Genomic DNA, 19007 nt, shown 5'->3' on the forward strand with positions numbered 1-19007 from the left:
TTCTCGCTCAGACGCGATGCAGCCAACGCTCAGGTGAGGCCGATGATGTCGCTGCTTTGCAAATTGACCGTGCCCTGGATCGCGATCTGAAAATCCGCCTTCTTGTCACCATTTATATCGCCCTGCAGCATGGTCTGCCCACCCTGGAAGATATAACGCAGTTCACCCGACGAGCCGGTGAAATCGCTATTGGCGATCAGGCTGTGGAACTCCTGAAAACTGAGGTCGATTTTGTCCTCGCCTTGGGTGAAGTCCATGATCGTGTCGGTTGCCGCACGGGTCAATCCGCTGTCCTTGACGCCCAGCAGTTTGAAGATGTCGTTGCCGCCCTCCCCCCAAAGGATGTCGGCTCCAACGCCGCCGGCGATAATGTCGTTGCCGTCATTGCCGTGCAGTGTTTCCGCTATCGCTCCGCCGACGATGGTGTCGTTGCCGGCGGTGCCCCACACGATCTCGAAGCCTTTCACATTCTCGCTGCCGCCGGATGTGCCGAAGGTTGCGGTCTGAGCATTCAGGCCGAGAGCCGCCGTGATGCCCAGATTGATATTGAGCGGGTCGGTCGTAGCGGGATCGACAGTGAAGACGTCGATCCCGGTGCTGCCATCCACCTTGTCGGTACCGCCATCGTTCGAGGCAAAATAGACGTCATTGCCCGCACCGAGGCCATAGATGTCGTTGCCGGCCTGATCGTGGACATATTCGACACTGGCACCACCGACAAAGGTATCGTTGCCCGCCCCCAAATAGAAGTCGCCGGTCACCAGACCGGCACCGGACTCGGTGAACTTGTCGTTGCCAGCTCCGGTCTGGACATTGCCGTAGATGGTACCGCTGTTGGTGATGGTATTACCGCCATCGCCACCATAGACACCCCTATAGATCGTCTTGCTGTTGGTGAGGGTGTTGACCCCCTCGCCCAGATCGATGCCGTCGACGCTGCCCGAATTGGTGATCTTGTCGTTGCCGTTGCCAGCCGAGATGAAACCGTAGATCACGCCGGTGTTGGTCGCCGTATCATCTCCCGTACCCAGCCAGACGGCGCCATCGATCTCCTTGCCGTTGGTAAGGCTGTCATTGCCGGCACCGAGGTCCAACGCGCCCTGGAAATACTGTTCGCTTCCAGCATCGTAGCCATAGGCCGTGTCGCCGACGATCAACCCCGTATTGCTTATGACGTCGGCTCCCAAACTTCCAAGTATCGTTCCGTACAACTTTCCTGAGTTCTTGATGGTACTGTTGCCTTGCCAAAGGCCTATCGAAACCTGGACATCCCGCTGAGTATCGTCTGCGAAAGTCAGGAGCTGATCATTGCCGATTACAATGCCCGAGTTCGTAACGACATTCTTGCCTTCGTTGATCAGGATCGAACCATCGATCTCTCCGGTATTGGTGACGGTATTGCCGGCGGTCGGGACTCCCAGGGAATTCAGCGGAGCCCCGCCAAAGAGACCGATGTCGCCTTGAATCAGCTTGCTGTTGGTAATGCTGCCAAGCCCGCCGGACCGAATGGCATAACCGCTATCCGTAGAGATCGTCCCGGCGTTCGTCACCGTCAATGTCGCAGCGCTGTTATTATAGATTCCGAAATCGCCACCAGAAATGGTCGCGCCTGCCAGATTCTTTACGGAGATTTTTGCGTTGGAATAGAGATTGCTGCCTGAATCGCCGACGTAATAGATGGCCCCCGCATCCCCTCGGATAATTCCTGAATTCGCGACATCCAAGGCCGCATTTGTCCCGATGCCGTAGAGGGAACCGTAGATGGAGCCTTCCGTTCCCACATTGACCTTTGTCGTTACAAGGGTGCTCGTGGGCGGCGCGTTCACGGCAAGGCCGTCTCCTTGCAGGCCGCTAACCCCGCCATTGATCGTTACAGTCCAGGGGCCGCCGTCGAGCTGGAGCCCCAGACTGTCGGCGGAAATAATGTAGGAATCCAAATTTACCTTGTAGGTGCTTCCTGCTGCACCCGTCGCGAAAACGCTGTCATGGGTGATACCGGTTGGAAGTACAATGTTGCTCATGGAGAATTCCTGGCCTGCGCTCAGTTAGCGATGGAATACCTGACATCCAAGCCACTTCACCTTATCGGCTTGGCAGTGAGAACGATCGCGAGCATACATGACGTCTGGTATCCATGCGATGGCTTTACTCGATCTCCATGAAAATATTTTCAAGCCAGAGCAATATTCGCCCCAAAAACAAAACACGATTTTTATAATAGAAATTTACGCTGGATATTTAGTCTAATTTATCAAAATTTTTCCTTGAAAAGATTTTCACAATCATATTTAAAACTAAAATTTATTATAAAAATATTATAGAACATTGAAATTCATTGCAAAAACGCCCAAACCCTTATTTGTCATTTATACAGACCTGCCTGCCAATTAATGATTTGGTCCTTTAACGATCTTTCTTTGTAATGTACTGTAAAATCGTCGCACTGTCGCAACGGCGGCGTTGTCAGTTGGTCGTAAGATTAAATCCGGGTTGAATTGATGATGGTCGGTTAGTTTGCGTTCCTTGCCACTGCGAGCACTTGCGACTAGGTCGCCCGAGGTCTTCCACTCATGAACGAAATATCACAGAGCACGGGAGAGCCAGAGAAACTCGACTCCGGCCTCGCTGCGCTATGCGGTGTGGCAAACTATTTCCGAATTGCAGCCGATCCCATGCATATGCGCCGGGAGCTTGCGCTGGGAAACAGAGAGAGCACCAATGTCGATCTGGTTCGAGCCGCAGCCATCGTCGGTCTCAAGGCTCGCACCATCAATGCGGCCAAGGCCAAACGCCTGCAGTCCATTCCGGTGCCGGCCATCGTCAAGCTGCGGGAGGGGCCCCATGCCATCTATGGAGGCTTGATGGCCTCCGGAGACTATCGGTTGGTCGATCCTGTCACGCGCGTGGCACGCGGCGTGTCGGTGGAAGACCTGCTCGATCAGATCGAGCCGGAGGTCATCTTGGTCGCCCGCCGTCTCAAGGGCCCTGGCATCGATCCAAAAGCCTTCAGCCTACGCTGGTTCTTGCCCTCGATCTGGCGCTACCGCAAGCCACTGGCCCATGTCCTGGTCGCATCGATCTTCGTGCAGATCTTCGCGCTGATCACGCCGCTCTTCTTCCAGGTGATCGTCGACAAGGTCCTGGTGCATCAGGGCTATTCGACGCTCCTCGTGCTGGTCCTCGGCCTGGTGATCATCGGTGTCTTCGACGTTTCGCTGCAATATCTGCGCACCTATGTCCTTTCGCATACGACGAGCCGCATCGATGTCGAGCTTGGCCGCCGCCTCTTCCATCACCTGCTACGCTTGCCGCTCGGCTATTTCGAGACCAGGGCGGCAGGCCAGACCGTCGCCCGCGTGAGGGAGCTCGAGACGATACGCTCCTTTCTGACAGGCCAGGGCCTGTTCTCGGCGATCGACCTGTTCTTCACCTTCATCTTCATCGCCGTTCTCTTCCTCTATTCCTGGAAGCTGACGCTGATCGTCATCGCGGCGATCCCGCTCTATTTGATCATCACCCTGCTGGTGCGTCCGCATCTGCGAGACAAGGTCAAGCAGAAGTTCAACACGGGAGCCGAAAGCCAGCAATTCCTGGTCGAGACCGTGGTGGGCATCCAGACGCTCAAAGCCGCGGCCGTCGAGCCGGCAACGCAGTCGCAATGGGAGGAGCGGCTCGCCGCCTATGTCCGCACGGCCTTCGATGCAACGCTCCTGGCGAGCATCGGCCAGAACGCCATTCAATATGTCAGCAAGCTGATGACGGCCGCCCTGCTCTTTTTCGGCGCCATGGCCGTGATCCGCGGCGAGATCACGGTAGGCGAACTCGTTGCTTTCAACATGATCTCCGGGCAGGTGATGCAACCCATCCTGCGCCTATCGCAGTTGTGGCAGGATTTCCAGCAGGTGCAGGTTTCCATCGAAAGACTGGGAGACATTCTCAACACCGTTCCGGAACATTCACCCCGGATGCCGTTGGCGTTGCCGACGCCGCGCGGACAGATTGCCTTCCGGAACGTATCCTTCCGCTACAGAGCCGGTTTGCCGGAAGTTCTCAAAACCATCACCCTGCAGATCAATCCGGGCGAGGTGATCGGCATTGTCGGTCCGTCGGGTTCGGGCAAATCGACGTTGACCAAGCTGATCCAGCGTCTCTACACGCCGGTAGAGGGACAGATCTTTCTCGACGGAGCCGATATTTCACAGGTCGACCCGGCTTGGCTGCGCAGCAATATCGGCGTGGTCCTGCAGGAAAACCTGCTGTTTCACCGTTCGGTTCACGACAATATCGCCTTGGCCAATCCAACGATGTCACGCGGCGCAGTGATGCAGGTCGCACGCCTTGCCGGCGCCGACGAATTCATCAGCAAGCTGCCGAGCGGCTACGAGACCATCATCGAGGAACGCGGCGCCAATCTCTCGGGTGGGCAAAGACAGCGCCTCGCCATTGCCCGTGCTTTGGCAACCAATCCGCCGATCCTCATTTTCGACGAGGCCACGAGCGCCCTCGACTATGAGAGCGAGCGTGTCATCCATCGTAACATGCGACAGATCGTCAAGGGGCGCACGGTCATCATCATCGCCCACCGGCTTGCCGCCGTCAGGAACTGCAACCGCATCATCAGCATGGCCGATGGGCGCATTGTCGAGATCGGCACGCATGACGCATTGGTGGCGAGAAAAGGTGGTCTCTATGCTCATCTGTGGGCGCTGCAGACCAGCCAGGCGAGTGGGGAGGACGTATCGTGAGTACCGCCTCACTCTCCACCGCACGCAAGCGGCCCACACCGCGGCGATCCGATCAGGAGTTCCTGCCGGCGGCGCTCGAAATTCTGGAAACCCCGGCGTCTCCGGCAAGGCTGGCGCTGCTGCTGCTGATCTGCGGTTTCCTTGCCAGCGCGCTGGCCTGGTCCTACTTCAGCCGGATCGACATCTTTGCCGTCGCTGCCGGCAAGATCCGGCCGATCGGCCAGATCAAGACCATCGAGCCTCTGGAAACAGGACGCATTCGGGCGATCCGGGTCGACAATGGCGCGCATGTGAAGGCCGGGGACATCCTCGTTGAACTCGACACCGTCGAGACCGAGGCCGACGTCGGCAACATCGCGGCAAGCCTGGCCGCCTATCAAGCCGAAGCCTTGCGCCGACGGGCAGCGATCGAAACTGCGGAGGAGAACATCGTCGATATAGCCCCCGCCATCCCATGGCCCGAGACCATTCCCGCCAATGTGCGTGCACGCGAGGAACAGGTGCTGCGCGATGACCTGGCAAGCCTGCGCGCCGAGTTGAACAGCTTGGCTGCCAAGAAGGCGGTGAAGACGGCGGAACGTGATCGGCTGATCGCCACCACGACTTCCCAGGCGACCCTGATAGAGACCCTGCAGAGCCGGGTCGACATGAGAAACACGCTGATGGAGAAGAATGCCGGCACGCGCACGAACCTGTTTGACGCGCTCCAGGCTCTCCAGTCGGAAAAATCCGCCCTCGCCGCCAACAATGGCTGGCTGGAGCAGGCGAAGGCCGAGATGGTCACCTTCACGGTTGAAGCCACCAAGATCCGGGATGCCTTCATCAGCGACAACTCCCAGAAAAAGGCGAATGCCGAACGCCAGGCCGATGACCTCAGCCATCGCCTGATCAAGGCGAAGGCGAGCCTCGAACACAAGACCTTGACCAGCCCGATTGACGGCACTGTACAGTCCGTCTCCGTGACCACCATCGGCCAGGTCGTGACCACAGGCCAGGAATTGATGCGGGTGGTCCCAGCCAATGCCACGCTCGAAATCGAAGCCTATGTGGAGAACAAGGACATCGCTTTCGTCCATAAGGGCCAGGAGGCCATCGTCAAGGTGGAGGCCTTCCCGTTCACCCGCTACGGTACGATCTCCGGCCTCGTGACGCATGTCGCCGCCGACTCCATCCCTGCGCCGGAAGCCCAGCGCGCCGAAGGCGACCCGACGCAGGCCATCCGACAGCAGGATATGTTTGCCGGCGCTTCGAGGGTTCAGGCACTCGTCTATCCCGTCACGCTCACTCCTTCGACCACCTTCATTGCAGCAGACGGCAACAAGGTGCCGCTCGGAGCAGGCATGACGGTAAGCGTCGAGATCAAGACCGGCAGCCGGCGTGTCCTGGAATATCTCTTCTCGCCCCTTGTCGAGGTGTCGTCCCAGGCGATGCGCGAGCGCTGATCCGCGGCGCGGAGAACCCAGGCGCTTCCCCCTGGGCATATGTCAGTCGTCAGCGTTCGGCTGCGAAGGTCCCAGATCTGCGTCGGGGATGGGGGAGCCCCGAGGCGAATCGACAAGCGGAGCCTGCGTAGCGGGCGGCGTGGCACTGGCAACCGGCTTCGTTCTGGCCGGAGCCCAGGGACGGGCCCCCTCGAGGTCACGCGCCATGACGATGCGCCAGGTGAGGCGGCCGTCGCCGCCACGCGGGCCGGCATAGAGCGCGATCGAACCCGCCGCACGGATCAGCTCTCGGTCCAGTGTCAGGCCAAGCGCGGCACAACGGGCACCGATCGAAACCGGCCCGGCCAGGACGCTGACGCGCCCGCAATCCTCCTCCGCCGCATTCGCCGTCTTGTCGAGCATGAAGACCCCGCCTTCCTCGATAGGCGCGGAACAACCTTCCCTATCGCATAGGCGCTGCGCTGCCAGAGTGGGATCCTCCGGCTTGCGCCGATCACCCATGGCCAGCAGCCATTGCTGAACGGTGAAAGCATCGGACCGCTGCGCGAGCACGGTCAATTGATCGCCCTTGCGAACGAGGGCCGCATAGCCGTTGGCGCCGAACAAGGCCGCCGGCAGCGGCGCTGTCGCGGCCAGGGCAATACCCCCGCCAAGGGGCAACAAGGCCAGCAAAGCCAGGCGCGTGCGCAGGATGGTCAGCAGAACCAGCGTCAGGGCGAACAATCCGAGAGCAACGGTCGAAAATTGCGGCATCACGAGGTCGGAACCGGGCCAGGTAGCAACCGAACGGGCCACCTGCATGAACAGGCCGACCGCCCAACCCATCGCCTGCCAGAATGGAGCGCCATAGCCGAACGGCTCGGCCACCAGCGCCAGCATGGCGAGTGGCATGATCAGGAAGGAAACGATGGGAGTCGCGACCAGGTTGGAGGCCAGCGACTGCAAGGTAAGACGATGGAAATGAAAGGCCGAGAACGGCGCCGTGGCGAGCGAGGCGACGATCGTCGTCAGCATCATGGCAAGGACCAAGGTCACGGCGCCGCCAATGGCCCTTTCCCACGCCATCGCAGATTTCTCTCGCTTACGCCGGCTCCATTGCTCATGTGCGATCACCAGCATCGCCACTGCCGCAAAGGACATCTGGAAGCTCGGCCCCAGAAGCTGCTCCGGTGTCGTCAACAGGACGAAGCTCGCGGCCAGGGCGACGTTGCGCCGGGTGATGGCATTGCGTCCCAGAGCTACGGCCAGCAGCACGATGGCCGTCATCAGGAAGGATCGGACGGTCGCGACCTCGGCACCGGAAAACAGCGTATAGGCCGCCGCCGGCAGCAGCGAGAGCAGCGCAGCGAGTTCCTTGGTGCCCCGGTAGAGCACGATGCGGCGCGACAAGGCCAGCATGGCGCGGATGAGGCCGAACAGCCCACCCGCAAACAGCGCCATGTGCAGGCCGGAAATCGAAACGACATGGTAGAGGCCGGAAGCGCGCAGCGCATCGTTGGCATCGCCGGGTATCTGGCCGCGCTTGCCGGTAACCTGCGATGCGGCGATCGCCCCATTCTCCCCCTGTATCGTCTCGACGATCCGCCGGGTCAGAGCGTTGCGCTGCCGATCGATCCAGATAGTGAAGGCTTCCGCCCAGCTTGCTTCGACCGGACTGGCGGCGGGCGAGATCTTGCCTGCTGCGAAGCCAACGCCACCAATGCCGTCGAAGAAGGCATCGCGGGCAAAGTCATAGCCGCCCGGCAAGGCCGGTGGCGGGGGCGGTCGCATGACGGCCTTGAGGCTGACGCTGTCGCCGGCACGGATTTCGCTGCCCTTGCGGACCGTGAGGCGTATGCGGGCCGGCATGGCTGCGGGCTCCAGTTTCTCCACCGAGACCGGTCTGATGACGATGCGGGCACTGCTGCCCAGGCGGGGCTCGACCGAAAGGACGAGGCCTGTGACGGCTCCCGCCATCGAACGCGAAAGCTGCGGCGCGGCGACGCTCATCGTACGCAGCTCGGCCGAGCAAAAGCCCGCTCCCACCGCCGTCAGGCAGACCAGGCCGACATGCAACCCCCAGCGCCCTCGCAAACCATAGGCAAGGCAGGCCATGCCCACGGTAAGAAATGCCGGAAAGACAAGACCGGGCTCTTCCGGTGCCGCGAAATAGGCAATGACGCCCAGACCCAGAAAGATCGGAACGACGAGAGCAAGCTCGAAGGCGGCCATCTCGGCTGCAAGCGCGGCTGCCACCCAGGCCAGCAGCCGCTGCAGCCCCTGCCCGAACAGCATGCCACCAGGCAATGCCAATCCCCGCTGTCCCGGCTTTCCGCCAAGGACACCAACTCGCGCGCGGCCCCGATCATTCTCAGGCAAAGGCGCCCCCGCCGCTACCGCCCGATGAAACCCTGTGCTAAAGCCCCAAGCTTATTGATGTGATCCGGGTTAGCCAAGGGCCTCCACACTTCCGCCTCTATGCTGCTTCGCTCTGGCTTCGCTCTCCCTGCCTTTTGGAATTGCCAACTTCGATGTCTACTCCTGTCGTCACCCGCTTTGCTCCCTCCCCCACGGGCTTCCTCCATATCGGCGGCGGCCGCACGGCGCTGTTCAATTGGCTCTATGCCAGGGCCAAGGGCGGCAAGATGCTGCTGCGCATCGAGGACACCGATCGTGAACGTTCGACCGATGCCGCCATCACCGCCATCCTGGACGGCCTGGCCTGGCTCGGCCTCGACTGGGACGGCGATCCGATTTTCCAGTTCTCCCGCGCGGCTCGTCATCGCGAGGTCGCCGAGTCGATGCTCGCTCAGGGCAAGGCCTATTATTGCTACGCCACCCAGCAGGAGCTCGAGGAGATGCGCGAGCTCGCCCGCAAGGAAGGACGGCCGCCGCGCTATGACGGCCGCTGGCGCGACCGCGACCCGGCGACCGCCCCCAAGGACGTCAAGCCGGTGATCCGCCTGCGTGCCCCCACCGAGGGCGAGACTGTCATTCATGACGACGTCCAGGGCACCGTGCGCTGGGCCAACAAGGATCTCGACGATCTCGTCCTGCTGCGCTCCGACGGCACGCCGACCTATATGCTGGCCGTGGTGGTCGACGACCACGACATGGGTATCACCCACATCATTCGCGGCGACGATCATCTCACCAATGCCGCCCGCCAGAAGCAGATCTATGAAGCCATGGGTTGGGAGGTGCCGCATATGGCGCATATTCCGCTGATCCATGGGCCCGATGGCGCCAAGCTCTCCAAGCGCCATGGCGCACTCGGCGTCGATGCCTATCGCGCCATGGGTTACCTGCCGGCGGCCATGCGCAATTATCTGGTGCGCCTGTCCTGGAGCCATGGCGACCAGGAAGTGTTCACCACCAAGGAGATGATCGAGCATTTCGATACGGGTGCCATCGGCAAATCAGCCGCCCGCTTTGATTTCAAGAAGCTCGAAAACCTCAATGGCATCTATATGCGCAACTCCACGGACGAGGAATTGCTCGCCGCCATCGACCAGTTGCTGCCCCATATTCCCAATGGCCCTGACCTCGCTGCCCAACTCGCCGCCGGCAATGGTGCCAGGCGCTCCCAATTGCTCGCCGCCATGTCGGGCCTGAAGGAACGCGCCAAGACCCTGGTGGAACTGCTGGATGGCGCCAATTTCCTGTTTGTCTCGCGCCCCCTGCCGTTGGACGACAAGGCCAAGGCCATGCTGAATGAGGAAGCGCGCACAACCATCGCCCTGCTGCTGCCGCGTTTCGAAGCCTTGACCGAATGGAGCGCCAGTGCGACCGAGGCCACGGTGCGGGCCGCGGCCGAGGAAACCGGCGCCAAGCTCGGCTCGCTCGCCCAGCCGCTGCGGGCTGCGCTCACCGGCCGTACCACCTCCCCACCGGTCTTCGACGTGCTGGCCGTCCTCGGTCGCGAAGAAAGCCTGGCCCGGCTGAAGGATCAGGCTGGCTGAGACCAAGCGCCGCATGATTGTGTTTCCCGCGCATCGGGTTTCACGCAATAGGTGTATTTTTCGCAGCTTTGGCGCGAAAGATTTGGAAAGCTTTCGCGTCAAAGTGGGGCAATCGACCCCACCCTGGACTATTGCTGCCAGGCCTGTCGCCGAACCGACAGTTCACCTCTTCGTCTTTCTTGCGGCATTGCAGCAAATGGTCTACCCAACACCGACGGATCGGCGATACGTAGGCCTTACTTGAGCCGGGGGGCTCCTTTCTGGCCAAGGCGTGACCGCGTATTTCCGTACAAGGAGGATTGCATGAGCGGTAACACGGCGACTCTGACTATTGGTGACAAGGCAATCGAATTGCCAACCAAGGCCGGCTCCGTTGGTCCGACGGTTGTTGATATTGCGCCCCTTTATAAGCATACGGGCATGTTTACCTATGATCCGGGCTTCACCTCGACGGCGAGCTGTGAGTCCCAGATCACCTATATCGATGGCGATGAGGGCGTACTGCTCTATCGCGGCTACCCGATCGAGCAACTTGCCGAGCATGGCGACTTCCTCGAAACCTGTTATCTGCTGCTCTACGGCGAACTGCCGACAGCCGCCCAGAAGGCAGACTTCGACTATCGCGTCACGCGCCACACCATGGTGCATGAGCAGATGGCCCGCTTCTTCCAGGGCTTCCGCCGTGACGCCCATCCGATGGCGGTGATGGTCGCCTCGGTCGGTGCCCTCTCGGCCTTCTATCACGACTCCACCGACATCTCTGACCCGCATCAGCGCATGATCTCGTCGATGCGGCTGATCGCCAAGATGCCGACCCTGGCTGCGATGGCCTACAAATACACCATCGGCCAGCCTTTCGTGTATCCGCAGAACAATCTGGACTATCCGTCCAACTTCCTGCGCATGTGCTTCTCGGTCCCCTGCGAGGACTACAAGCCCAATCCGATCCTGGCCCGCGCGCTCGATCGTATCTTCATCCTGCATGCCGATCACGAGCAGAACGCCTCGACCTCGACGGTGCGCCTCGCCGGCTCCTCGGGCGCCAATCCCTTTGCCTGCATCGCCGCCGGCATCGCCTGCCTGTGGGGTCCCGCCCATGGCGGCGCCAACGAAGCCGCGCTCAAGATGCTGCAGGAAATCGGCACCGTCGATCGCATTCCGCAATATATCGCCAAGGCCAAGGACAAAAACGATCCGTTCCGCCTGATGGGCTTCGGCCACCGGGTCTACAAGAACTACGATCCGCGCGCCAAGATCATGCAGCGCACCACCCATGAGGTGCTCAACGAACTCGGCCACAAGGATGACCCGCTGCTCGAGGTCGCGCTGGAGCTCGAGCGCATCGCCTTGCACGACGAGTACTTCATCGAAAAGAAGCTCTATCCCAACATCGACTTCTATTCGGGCATCACCCTCAAGGCGATGGGCTTCCCGACCTCGATGTTCACCGTGCTGTTCGCCCTTGCCCGCACGGTCGGCTGGATCGCCCAGTGGAAGGAAATGATCGAGGATCCGTCCCAGAAGATCGGCCGCCCGCGCCAGCTCTATACCGGCGCAGCCCGTCGCGACTACGTTTCACCAGCCCAGCGCCGCTAGAGCGTTTTCCAGAAAAGTTGATAGACTTTTCGATTAAGAAAACGCGTCAAAACAAAAGGTTAGAGAAAAGTGCGATTCAGCGAAATCGCCCTTTTCTCTAGAAGAACAAAGGGCGGATCCTCAGATCCGCCCTTTTGGTTTCCAGCCTCTGTTTCGTATGCTCGAAGCGTTCACTTCGTCTTGCCGGCGATGGTTTCCAGGACGATGCGGGCCGCTCGTTGCGAGGGTGTTTCCCCCACGACCTGCATGCGCTGATCGATCTCGTCGAACGCTTGCATCTGGGCGTGCCGCTCGTCCGTATCCCCCAGCAATCCAGTCATCAGGTCGGCCAGGTGTTCCGGCACGACTTCTTCCTGGAAAAGTTCGGGTACCGCCCGCCGATCGAGAATCAGATTGGGCAGCAGGAAGAAACGGCCCTTGACCAGACGCCTTGCCAGGAAGGCCTCCCAGGCAGGAAAGCGATAGGTGCCGATCATCGGCACCTGCGCCAGGGCCAGTTCGAGCGTCACGGTGCCCGATGCCGCCAGCGCTGCCCGCGCCCGGCGGAAGGCCGCGTATTTCTCATCGGAGTCGGTGATGACGCGCGGCTTCACAGCCCAGCCGGCGGTCGCCTGTCGCAAACGTTCGGCATGGCGCGACACCGTCGGCAGCACGGCATCGAAAGGTCCGATCCTGGTCGACAAGAGCTCGATCGTCCTGCCGAAATCCTCGGTCAGCAATCCTACTTCACTCGAGCGACTGCCGGGAAGCACCAGCACCACCGGTTGCGTTCCCTGCCGGATCGCCTCCTCCGCGGCATCGGGCCGCAATTCGCCCAGGCGCTCCATCAGGGGATGGCCGACATAGGAACAGGGCGGACCGTTCAACCGGCGATAGGCTTCGGGTTCGAACGGCAGCAGAGCGAGCACATGGTCGACATAGGCCCGCATCGACACGGCCCGGCCGGGGCGCCAGGCCCACACGCTGGGCGAAACATAGTTGATGATCGGCAGATGCGGCAGACGCCGGCGCACGCGCTTGGCGACGGCATGGGTGAAATCCGGGCTGTCGATGATCACCAGGCCATCGGGCGGATCGGCAACGATGGCATCGATCACCTGCCAGGCCCGTCGGTAGATCGTGGGGAAGCGGCCGATCACGGCAGCAAAGCCCATCACCGCAATGTCGTCGAGAGGAAACAGGCTCTCCATGCCCTCGCGCGTCATGGCGGGACCGGCAGTGCCCTTGAACACGACAGGCATACCCGCCTGGGCCCGAAGGGCCTGCATCAGCTTGAAACCGAGCTGGTCGCCGGAATGTTCGCCCACGACGATAGCGATCTTCAAGGGCCGATCGGTCATCGTCACACCCCGACAAGGAATAGGCTGGCCGCGTCGGCCGCCGCGATGGTGGCATCACGCTCCAGCACGAGCACATTGCCCGCTTCGATGGCGATACCGGCGAGACCGGCTTTCTTGGCGAGACGCACGGTACGCGGGCCGATGCCCGGAAGATCGGCCCTGAAATCCTGCTCTGGCTTGGCTGCCTTTACCAGCACGCCACCATCCTGCTCGGCCACGGGCGGTCGGCCATGGCGCAACAGGCGTCCGAGCAAGCCAGGCCGGCGCAAAAGAGCCACCCTCCGGATCATATTGTCGGTACCTTCGGCCGCCTCGACGGCCAGCACGCGCTTTTGGGCCACGACCACACCCTGGCCGATATCATCGGCGCCCATGGCGACAAGAGCACGCCGGCCGATGGTGATCCCCTCTAGTTCGGCTGAACTCGGCGACAAGCGGCCAAGCGGCCCCACGGGCGCCATCAACGCCGGCGCGACGTCACGAACGCCGACGACCGCATAGCCGTGCTTTTCCAGGAACACGATCACGCCCCGCAGGAGATTGTCGTCCCCGCCCTCGAGCACGTTGCGGATTTCATCGAGATGCCGGACAGCCTGGATACCTGAGCGTACCATGCCAAGCCCCGGCCGATGCACGGCGCCGGCCAGGACCACGCGGCCGGCGCCCGCCCGGGCCAATTCCTGCAGAACCCCCTTCGGATCGATCAGGCTGACGGGATATTGGGCGTAGCCCGCAAAATCGGCGTCGGCGAAGCCCTTCAAAGGCAAGATCGCGACAGTCTCACCCCGTTTTGCAGCCTCTGCCGCGATCTCGGCCGGCAAACGCCCTGCCCCGGCGATGACCGCCAAGGCAGGCAAGGCCGAAACCACTCCGGCAACAGGCGGTGTGCTCACGCCTCGCTGCCTGCGAGATCGCGCGCCGCCGCATCGCGCGGCGTCACCAGGGCACGATGGCCCCCGGCTCTCACAAAATCGACGATCTCTATGACCGCCGCCTGATCGGCGAAAGTCTCGGCAACCCGCTCGACCCGCTCCTTCAAGGTTCCAGCGGAAGCGAACAGCATGCGATAGGCGTGGCGCAAAGCATGGATCTGTTCCCGCCCGAAGCCGCGGCGCTTCAGGCCGACGATATTGAGGCCAGCCAGGCTGGCACGATCGCCCAGGGCCATGCCGAAGGGAATCAGATCGTTCTCGACGCCGGACAGCCCACCGACGAAAGCATGCGCGCCGACCCGTGCGAACTGAATCACCGCCGCCGCGCCGCCGAGAATGGCGTAGTCGCCGACAGAAACATGGCCAGCCAGCAAGACGCCATTGGAGAGAATGATGTTGTTGCCGAGCCTGCAGTCGTGCCCGACATGGGAATTGGCAAGAAAGGCGCAGCGGTCGCCGACCACGGTGTGCATGCCGCCACCGCTGGTGCCGGGGTTCATCGTCACCCCTTCGCGGATCAGGCAATCACTGCCGATGGTGAGATCCGAGGGTTCGCCCGCATATTTGAGATCCTGCGGCTGGTGCCCCAGCGAGGCGAAGGGGAACACCTTGGTACGCGCACCGATGCTCGTACGCCCTGTGACCACGACATGCGAATGCAACGTGACACCGTCCGCCAGCGTCACTTCAGGCCCGACGACGCAGAACGGGCCGATACTGACGCCCTCGCCGAGCTTCGCTCCCGCCTCGATGACGGCGGTGGGATGAATGGTCTGTTGAGCCCCCCCGACCATTATTCGGTAACCAGCATGGCGGAAACCACAGCCTCGGCTACCGTGACGCCGTCAACCTTGGCCTCACCCTTGTACCACCACATATTGCGGCGATTCTTCAGCTTGGTCAGGTGCAGGCGCATCTGGTCGCCCGGCGTGACCGGCTTGCGGAAACGGCACTCGTCGATGGTCATGAAATAGACGACCTTCGGCTTGGCCTTGCCTTCCGTGCTGAGCACACAAATCGCGCCGGCCGTCTGGGCCATCGCTTCGATCACCAACACGCCCGGCATCACCGGCTGTTCGGGAAAATGGCCGGTGAAATGCGGCTCGTTGAAGGTGACGTTCTTGATGCCGACGGCGGAATTGTCGCCATCGATTTCGACAATGCGATCCACGAGCAGGAAGGGATAGCGATGCGGCAGCAACGTCAGGAGCTTGCCGATATCTGCAGTTTCCAGCGTTCCAGGGGTTGCTTCACTCATATAGGTCTCGTTTCCTGAACCGGCTCGGCCTTCGGCCAGAGCGCTTAAGCCAAACTCCATTTCGCCCCCTCAGGGAGCGGATCCCTCATCCGTTCCCTGCCCCGACCGAACCCGCGAATTCTTGACCAGCTTCTTGAGCAAAGCCAGTTCGCGGGCATAATCGCCCAGCGGCTGAGCCGGCGTGCCGCCCATGCGTGCGCCCGGCGGCACATCATCCTTGACATTGGCGGCGCCGGCGATCTGTGCACCCATGCCGATGCGGATATGGCCGACCGTGGCAGAGGCGCCGCCCATCACCACGAAATCTTCCAGAACGGTCGAACCGGAGATCCCGACCTTGGACACCAGCACGCAGTGCCGGCCGACCATCACGTTGTGGGCGATCTGCACCTGATTATCGATCTTGGTACCCTCACCGATGATGGTGTCCCGATTGGCACCTCGGTCTATCGTGGTGCAGGCACCGATCTCGACATCATCCTGCACGACGACACGGCCGACCTGCGGCACTTTGAGATGGCCACGCGGCCCCATCGAAAAGCCGAAACCATCCTGGCCAAGGCATGCCCCGGCGTGGATGATGACGCGATTGCCGATCAGCGAATGCTGGATCACGACATTGGGACTGATCGAGCAGTCACGCCCGATCCGCACATCCGGGCCGATCACCGCATTGGCGCCGACGATGGTTCCCGCCCCGATTTCCGCACGAGGCCCGATCACGGCACCAGGATCGACCGTCACGCCGATCTCGAGCCTCGCTTCGGGATGCACGACGGCGCCCGGTGAAATCCCCTTGGCCCCGAAGAAGGATTGAGGGCGTGCCGCATCCGGGAACAGGGCCATGCCGATCTGCGCGAAGGCGCGGTAGGGCTCGCGCGCCACCAGCAGGGGGGCCTGCTTCGGGGCGCGATCGACGAATTTGGGAGAGATCAGGATGACCGCTGCCTTAGACGTTTCCAGCATCGGCAGGTAATGCGGATTTTCGAGGAAGCTCAGATCGCCTTCCCCGGCCTGATCGAGCGGCGCGACGCGTTCCACCGTCAGGTCCAGCGACAGACCGGCCACGGGTTCAGCGCCGGTGAGCTCGACGATATCGGCAACGGTGAGACGGTTGCGCGCGTGAAAGAATACCGGATCCGTCATCAAGTCCACGCTGCGGTCAGCCCCTCCAAATCCGGCTTCGAGTGGCTGCTTCGAAACCGGCGATCTTTTCCATCATGAATAGACCAGTCCCTTTGCAAAAGCGTTACCGGCCTGAACATTCATGCGCCAGCCCATACACGATGAAGGGGCCGCGATGCAAAACACCGAATATGTCCGTTCGTTGCGACATCCAGGCGATGGCACTTTGCGAACAAAAAACCGGCCGGCCCCGAAGGGACCGGCCGGCGAAAACGACAGGTCAGATCATCAATAGTTGACGATCGTGCCGAAGCGGAAGGCCTGCGTGTCGTCATGCTTGTCCTTGGTCAAGACATAAGCGTAGTCGAAGCGCAACGGGCCGAGCGGCGAGGCCCACAGCAAGCTGGCGCCGACCGAAGAGCGGATCTTGTGGCTGTCGACGAGATCGAACTCGCCGGGATGCTGGATGGCGAAATTCTTGCCACCATAGCCATAGAGCGTACCGGCGTCTGCGAATACGGCGCCGCGCAGACCGACTTCACGCGGCAGGCCGAAGATCGGGAACTGCAGTTCCACCGTGCCGCCGAAGTAGGTGGTGCCGCCCAGGCCGTTGCCCTTGGCACCGCCGGCAATATCACGCGCACCAATACCGCCCGGAGCAAAGCCACGCACCAGATCGGGGCCGGGGTTGAACTGGTCGACGATCGCCAGACTGTCCTTGTCACCGAAGCCGCGCATATAGCCGCCCTGGCCGCGGACCATCAAGGTAAGGTCGTCGGTCAGCGAATAGTAATAGCGGCCATCGATCGACTGCTTGATGAACTTGGCGTCGCCGCCCAAGCCGGCAATATCCTGCTTGAACTGAACATAGACACCCGAGCTCGGCTGCTTGAGATCGTCCAGCGTGTTGTAGGTCAGCGTGTAACCTACCATCGAGACAAGGCGGCGACCGTCCGCAGCCAACTCCTTGATGGCCCACGACGCTTCACCGTTATCAAAGTCGCCATCGGTGTAACGCCCATCCGGAATAGTCACCTTCTCCGAATAGATCGTGTAGTTCACGCCGACGGTGAAATTCTCGGTGATCGGGAAGGCGGCGCGCAACGTGCCACCCGTAGTCTGGTCCTTGTAGTAGCTGTAGTCGCTGTCATCGGTCGTCTTCGAGAAGATGTCGAAGCCGGCAGCGATGCGCTGACCGAGGAAATAGGGCTCGGTGAAGGACAGGCTGTAGCCCTGCGTGCGCTGGCCATACTGCACCGAAGCCTTCACATACTGGCCGCGGCCGAGGAAGTTGCGCTCGGTGAGCGAAACTTCGCCGAGGAAGCCGTCCGAGGTGGAGTAGCCGCCGCCCAGCGAGAATTCGCCGGTGGACTGGTCTTCGACCTCGACGTTGACGACCACGCGATCGGGCTCCGAGCCCGGCTCGTTGGTGACGCGGATGTTCTTGAAGTAACCCAGATTCCGCAGCCGGCGGGTGGCCCGCTCGATCAAGGCCTTGTTATAGGGGTCGCCTTCACCGATATCGAACTCGCGACGGATCACATAGTCACGCGTGCGGGTGTTGCCGCGGATATTGATGCGCTCGATATAGACCTTCGCGCCCTCTTCCACGACGTAGTTGACACTGATGATGTTGCCGCCGGCATCGCGGACCGCACGAGGACGAACCTGAGCAAACGGATGGCCGGAAGCAGCCAGCTTGACCGTCATGTCCTCGACGGTCTTGTCCACGTCCTCGCCACGGTAGGTCCAGTTGTTCCAGGACTGAACGTCGCCCTGGAGATCGGCCGGGTTGACGTCCGAAATGCTGGATTCGACCTGCGAGGGACCGAATTTATAGTACTGGCCCTCATCGACCGTAACGGTCAGGACATAGGCATCCTGCTTCTCGTTCAGCGACGGCACGATCGAAACGACACGGAAGTCGGGATAGCCGTGGTTCACGTAGAACTGGCGCAGACGCTCCTCGTCGCCAGCGAGGCGATCGGGATCATAGGTGTCGGTGGTGCGCAGCCAGCCGAGATAGCCGCTCTCGACCGTCGCCATCTGGCGCTTCAGGCGCCAGGCGGAGAAATTGTTGTTGCCGACGAAGTTGATCGAGTCGATGCCGACCTTCGAGCCTTCAGCCACGGTGAAGACGAGGTCGACGCGATTGTTCGGCAGCGGGACTTCGCGGTAGGTAATCTGCACCGTCGAGCGACCGGTCCGGTTATAGGCCTCACGCATACGATCGATATCGGCGTTGAGGGTAGCCTGGTTCACCTGGCTACCAGGCTTGGTCTCCATGATGGAAGACAGCTGATCCGCGGTGACCTTCTTGTTCTTCTCGAACACGATGCGGTTGACGATCGGCGCCGAGCGCGACGCAACATGCTTCCTCGGAGCGGCTTCAGCCGTGCCCACCAAGGGAGATGCCACGAAGGCCCCGAACAACGACGGAACCGCGACGGCCGCGAGGGCAACGCCCAGCTTCAACTTGTACATTGCTGTTGCCATCGGGTCTAAATCCCACTCTTTTTACCAAACCAAGTCGAGTTCAACGCCAAACCTCGCCAGCCCGCATTGCTCTCATTGGAAATGCTTCTACAGGGTTTCCGGACGCATGCAAACCGACCCCCGGCTGCCATC

General features: G+C 61.3%; 12 protein-coding genes. 4 read left to right on the plus strand and 8 right to left on the minus strand.

Annotated features, from left to right (window positions below):
- Window positions 1-29: 29 nt before the first annotated feature.
- Window positions 30-2021: a hypothetical protein gene (locus tag ACIGJE_RS19260; RefSeq protein WP_367622990.1), complete on the minus strand. Its 1992-nt coding sequence runs from the start codon at window positions 2019-2021 to the stop codon at window positions 30-32.
- A 549-nt stretch (window positions 2022-2570) separates the two neighbouring features.
- Here ACIGJE_RS19260 and ACIGJE_RS19265 point away from each other — a divergent pair.
- Window positions 2571-4745: a type I secretion system permease/ATPase gene (locus ACIGJE_RS19265; RefSeq protein ID WP_483678450.1), complete on the plus strand. Its 2175-nt coding sequence runs from the start codon at window positions 2571-2573 to the stop codon at window positions 4743-4745.
- Window positions 4742-6187, plus strand: a complete 1446-nt coding sequence (locus ACIGJE_RS19270) for an HlyD family type I secretion periplasmic adaptor subunit (protein ID WP_483678452.1) — start codon at window positions 4742-4744, stop codon at window positions 6185-6187. The genes ACIGJE_RS19265 and ACIGJE_RS19270 overlap by 4 nt, the downstream gene beginning before the upstream one ends.
- Before the next feature lie 42 nt (window positions 6188-6229).
- Here ACIGJE_RS19270 and ACIGJE_RS19275 read toward each other — a convergent pair whose 3' ends face one another.
- The gene (locus ACIGJE_RS19275; protein WP_415084011.1) at window positions 6230-8479 is read right to left on the minus strand and encodes a ComEC/Rec2 family competence protein; all 2250 of its coding nucleotides are present in this window, start codon (window positions 8477-8479) and stop codon (window positions 6230-6232) included.
- Window positions 8480-8697: 218 nt separating this feature from the next.
- On the opposite strand from ACIGJE_RS19275, the gene gltX reads away from it, so the two are divergent.
- Together gltX and gltA are read left to right on the plus strand one after the other, a co-directional pair.
- Window positions 8698-10128, plus strand: coding sequence for a glutamate--tRNA ligase (gene gltX, locus ACIGJE_RS19280; RefSeq protein ID WP_483678454.1), 1431 nt, complete (start codon window positions 8698-8700; stop codon window positions 10126-10128).
- A gap of 303 nt (window positions 10129-10431) precedes the next feature.
- Complete coding sequence (gene gltA, locus ACIGJE_RS19285; RefSeq protein WP_311935025.1) at window positions 10432-11724, plus strand: citrate synthase; 1293 nt, start codon at window positions 10432-10434, stop codon at window positions 11722-11724.
- A gap of 170 nt (window positions 11725-11894) precedes the next feature.
- On the opposite strand, the gene lpxB is transcribed toward gltA, so the two are convergent.
- The 6 genes from lpxB to bamA form a co-directional block, all read right to left on the minus strand.
- Window positions 11895-13064 (minus strand): lipid-A-disaccharide synthase, encoded by a 1170-nt coding sequence (gene lpxB / locus ACIGJE_RS19290; protein WP_415084014.1) that lies wholly within the window; start codon window positions 13062-13064, stop codon window positions 11895-11897.
- A 2-nt stretch (window positions 13065-13066) separates the two neighbouring features.
- Window positions 13067-13957, minus strand: a complete 891-nt coding sequence (locus ACIGJE_RS19295) for an LpxI family protein (protein WP_367622995.1) — start codon at window positions 13955-13957, stop codon at window positions 13067-13069.
- Complete coding sequence (lpxA, locus tag ACIGJE_RS19300; protein WP_440726871.1) at window positions 13954-14790, minus strand: acyl-ACP--UDP-N-acetylglucosamine O-acyltransferase; 837 nt, start codon at window positions 14788-14790, stop codon at window positions 13954-13956. Before lpxA ends, ACIGJE_RS19295 begins: the two co-directional genes overlap by 4 nt.
- Window positions 14790-15254 carry a 3-hydroxyacyl-ACP dehydratase FabZ gene (gene fabZ, locus ACIGJE_RS19305; RefSeq protein ID WP_068296063.1) on the minus strand — a complete coding sequence of 155 codons (465 nt, stop codon included), beginning with the start codon at window positions 15252-15254 and terminating at the stop codon, window positions 14790-14792. Before fabZ ends, lpxA begins: the two co-directional genes overlap by 1 nt.
- 69 nt (window positions 15255-15323) lie before the next feature.
- Window positions 15324-16400: a UDP-3-O-(3-hydroxymyristoyl)glucosamine N-acyltransferase gene (gene lpxD, locus ACIGJE_RS19310; protein WP_311935033.1), complete on the minus strand. Its 1077-nt coding sequence runs from the start codon at window positions 16398-16400 to the stop codon at window positions 15324-15326.
- Window positions 16401-16667: 267 nt separating this feature from the next.
- On the minus strand, window positions 16668-18875 hold the full coding sequence (bamA, locus tag ACIGJE_RS19315) for an outer membrane protein assembly factor BamA (RefSeq protein WP_068296059.1): 2208 nt from the start codon (window positions 18873-18875) through the stop codon (window positions 16668-16670).
- Between the last annotated feature and the right edge of the window lie 132 nt (window positions 18876-19007).

The organism is Labrys sp. E2SS-1L (assembly GCF_057073705.1).

Bases quoted from the DNA above. Each gene is read 5' to 3' on its own strand.
- ACIGJE_RS19260 (WP_367622990.1), bottom strand. From the start codon at position 2,021: ATGAGCAACATTGTACTTCCAACCGGTATCACCCATGACAGCGTTTTC.
- ACIGJE_RS19265 (WP_483678450.1), top strand. From the start codon at position 2,571: ATGAACGAAATATCACAGAGCACGGGAGAGCCAGAGAAACTCGACTCC.
- gltX (WP_483678454.1), top strand. From the start codon at position 8,698: ATGTCTACTCCTGTCGTCACCCGCTTTGCTCCCTCCCCCACGGGCTTC.
- gltA (WP_311935025.1), top strand. From the start codon at position 10,432: ATGAGCGGTAACACGGCGACTCTGACTATTGGTGACAAGGCAATCGAA.
- lpxB (WP_415084014.1), bottom strand. From the start codon at position 13,064: ATGACCGATCGGCCCTTGAAGATCGCTATCGTCGTGGGCGAACATTCC.
- lpxA (WP_440726871.1), bottom strand. From the start codon at position 14,790: ATGGTCGGGGGGGCTCAACAGACCATTCATCCCACCGCCGTCATCGAG.
- fabZ (WP_068296063.1), bottom strand. From the start codon at position 15,254: ATGAGTGAAGCAACCCCTGGAACGCTGGAAACTGCAGATATCGGCAAG.
- lpxD (WP_311935033.1), bottom strand. From the start codon at position 16,400: ATGACGGATCCGGTATTCTTTCACGCGCGCAACCGTCTCACCGTTGCC.
- bamA (WP_068296059.1), bottom strand. From the start codon at position 18,875: ATGGCAACAGCAATGTACAAGTTGAAGCTGGGCGTTGCCCTCGCGGCC.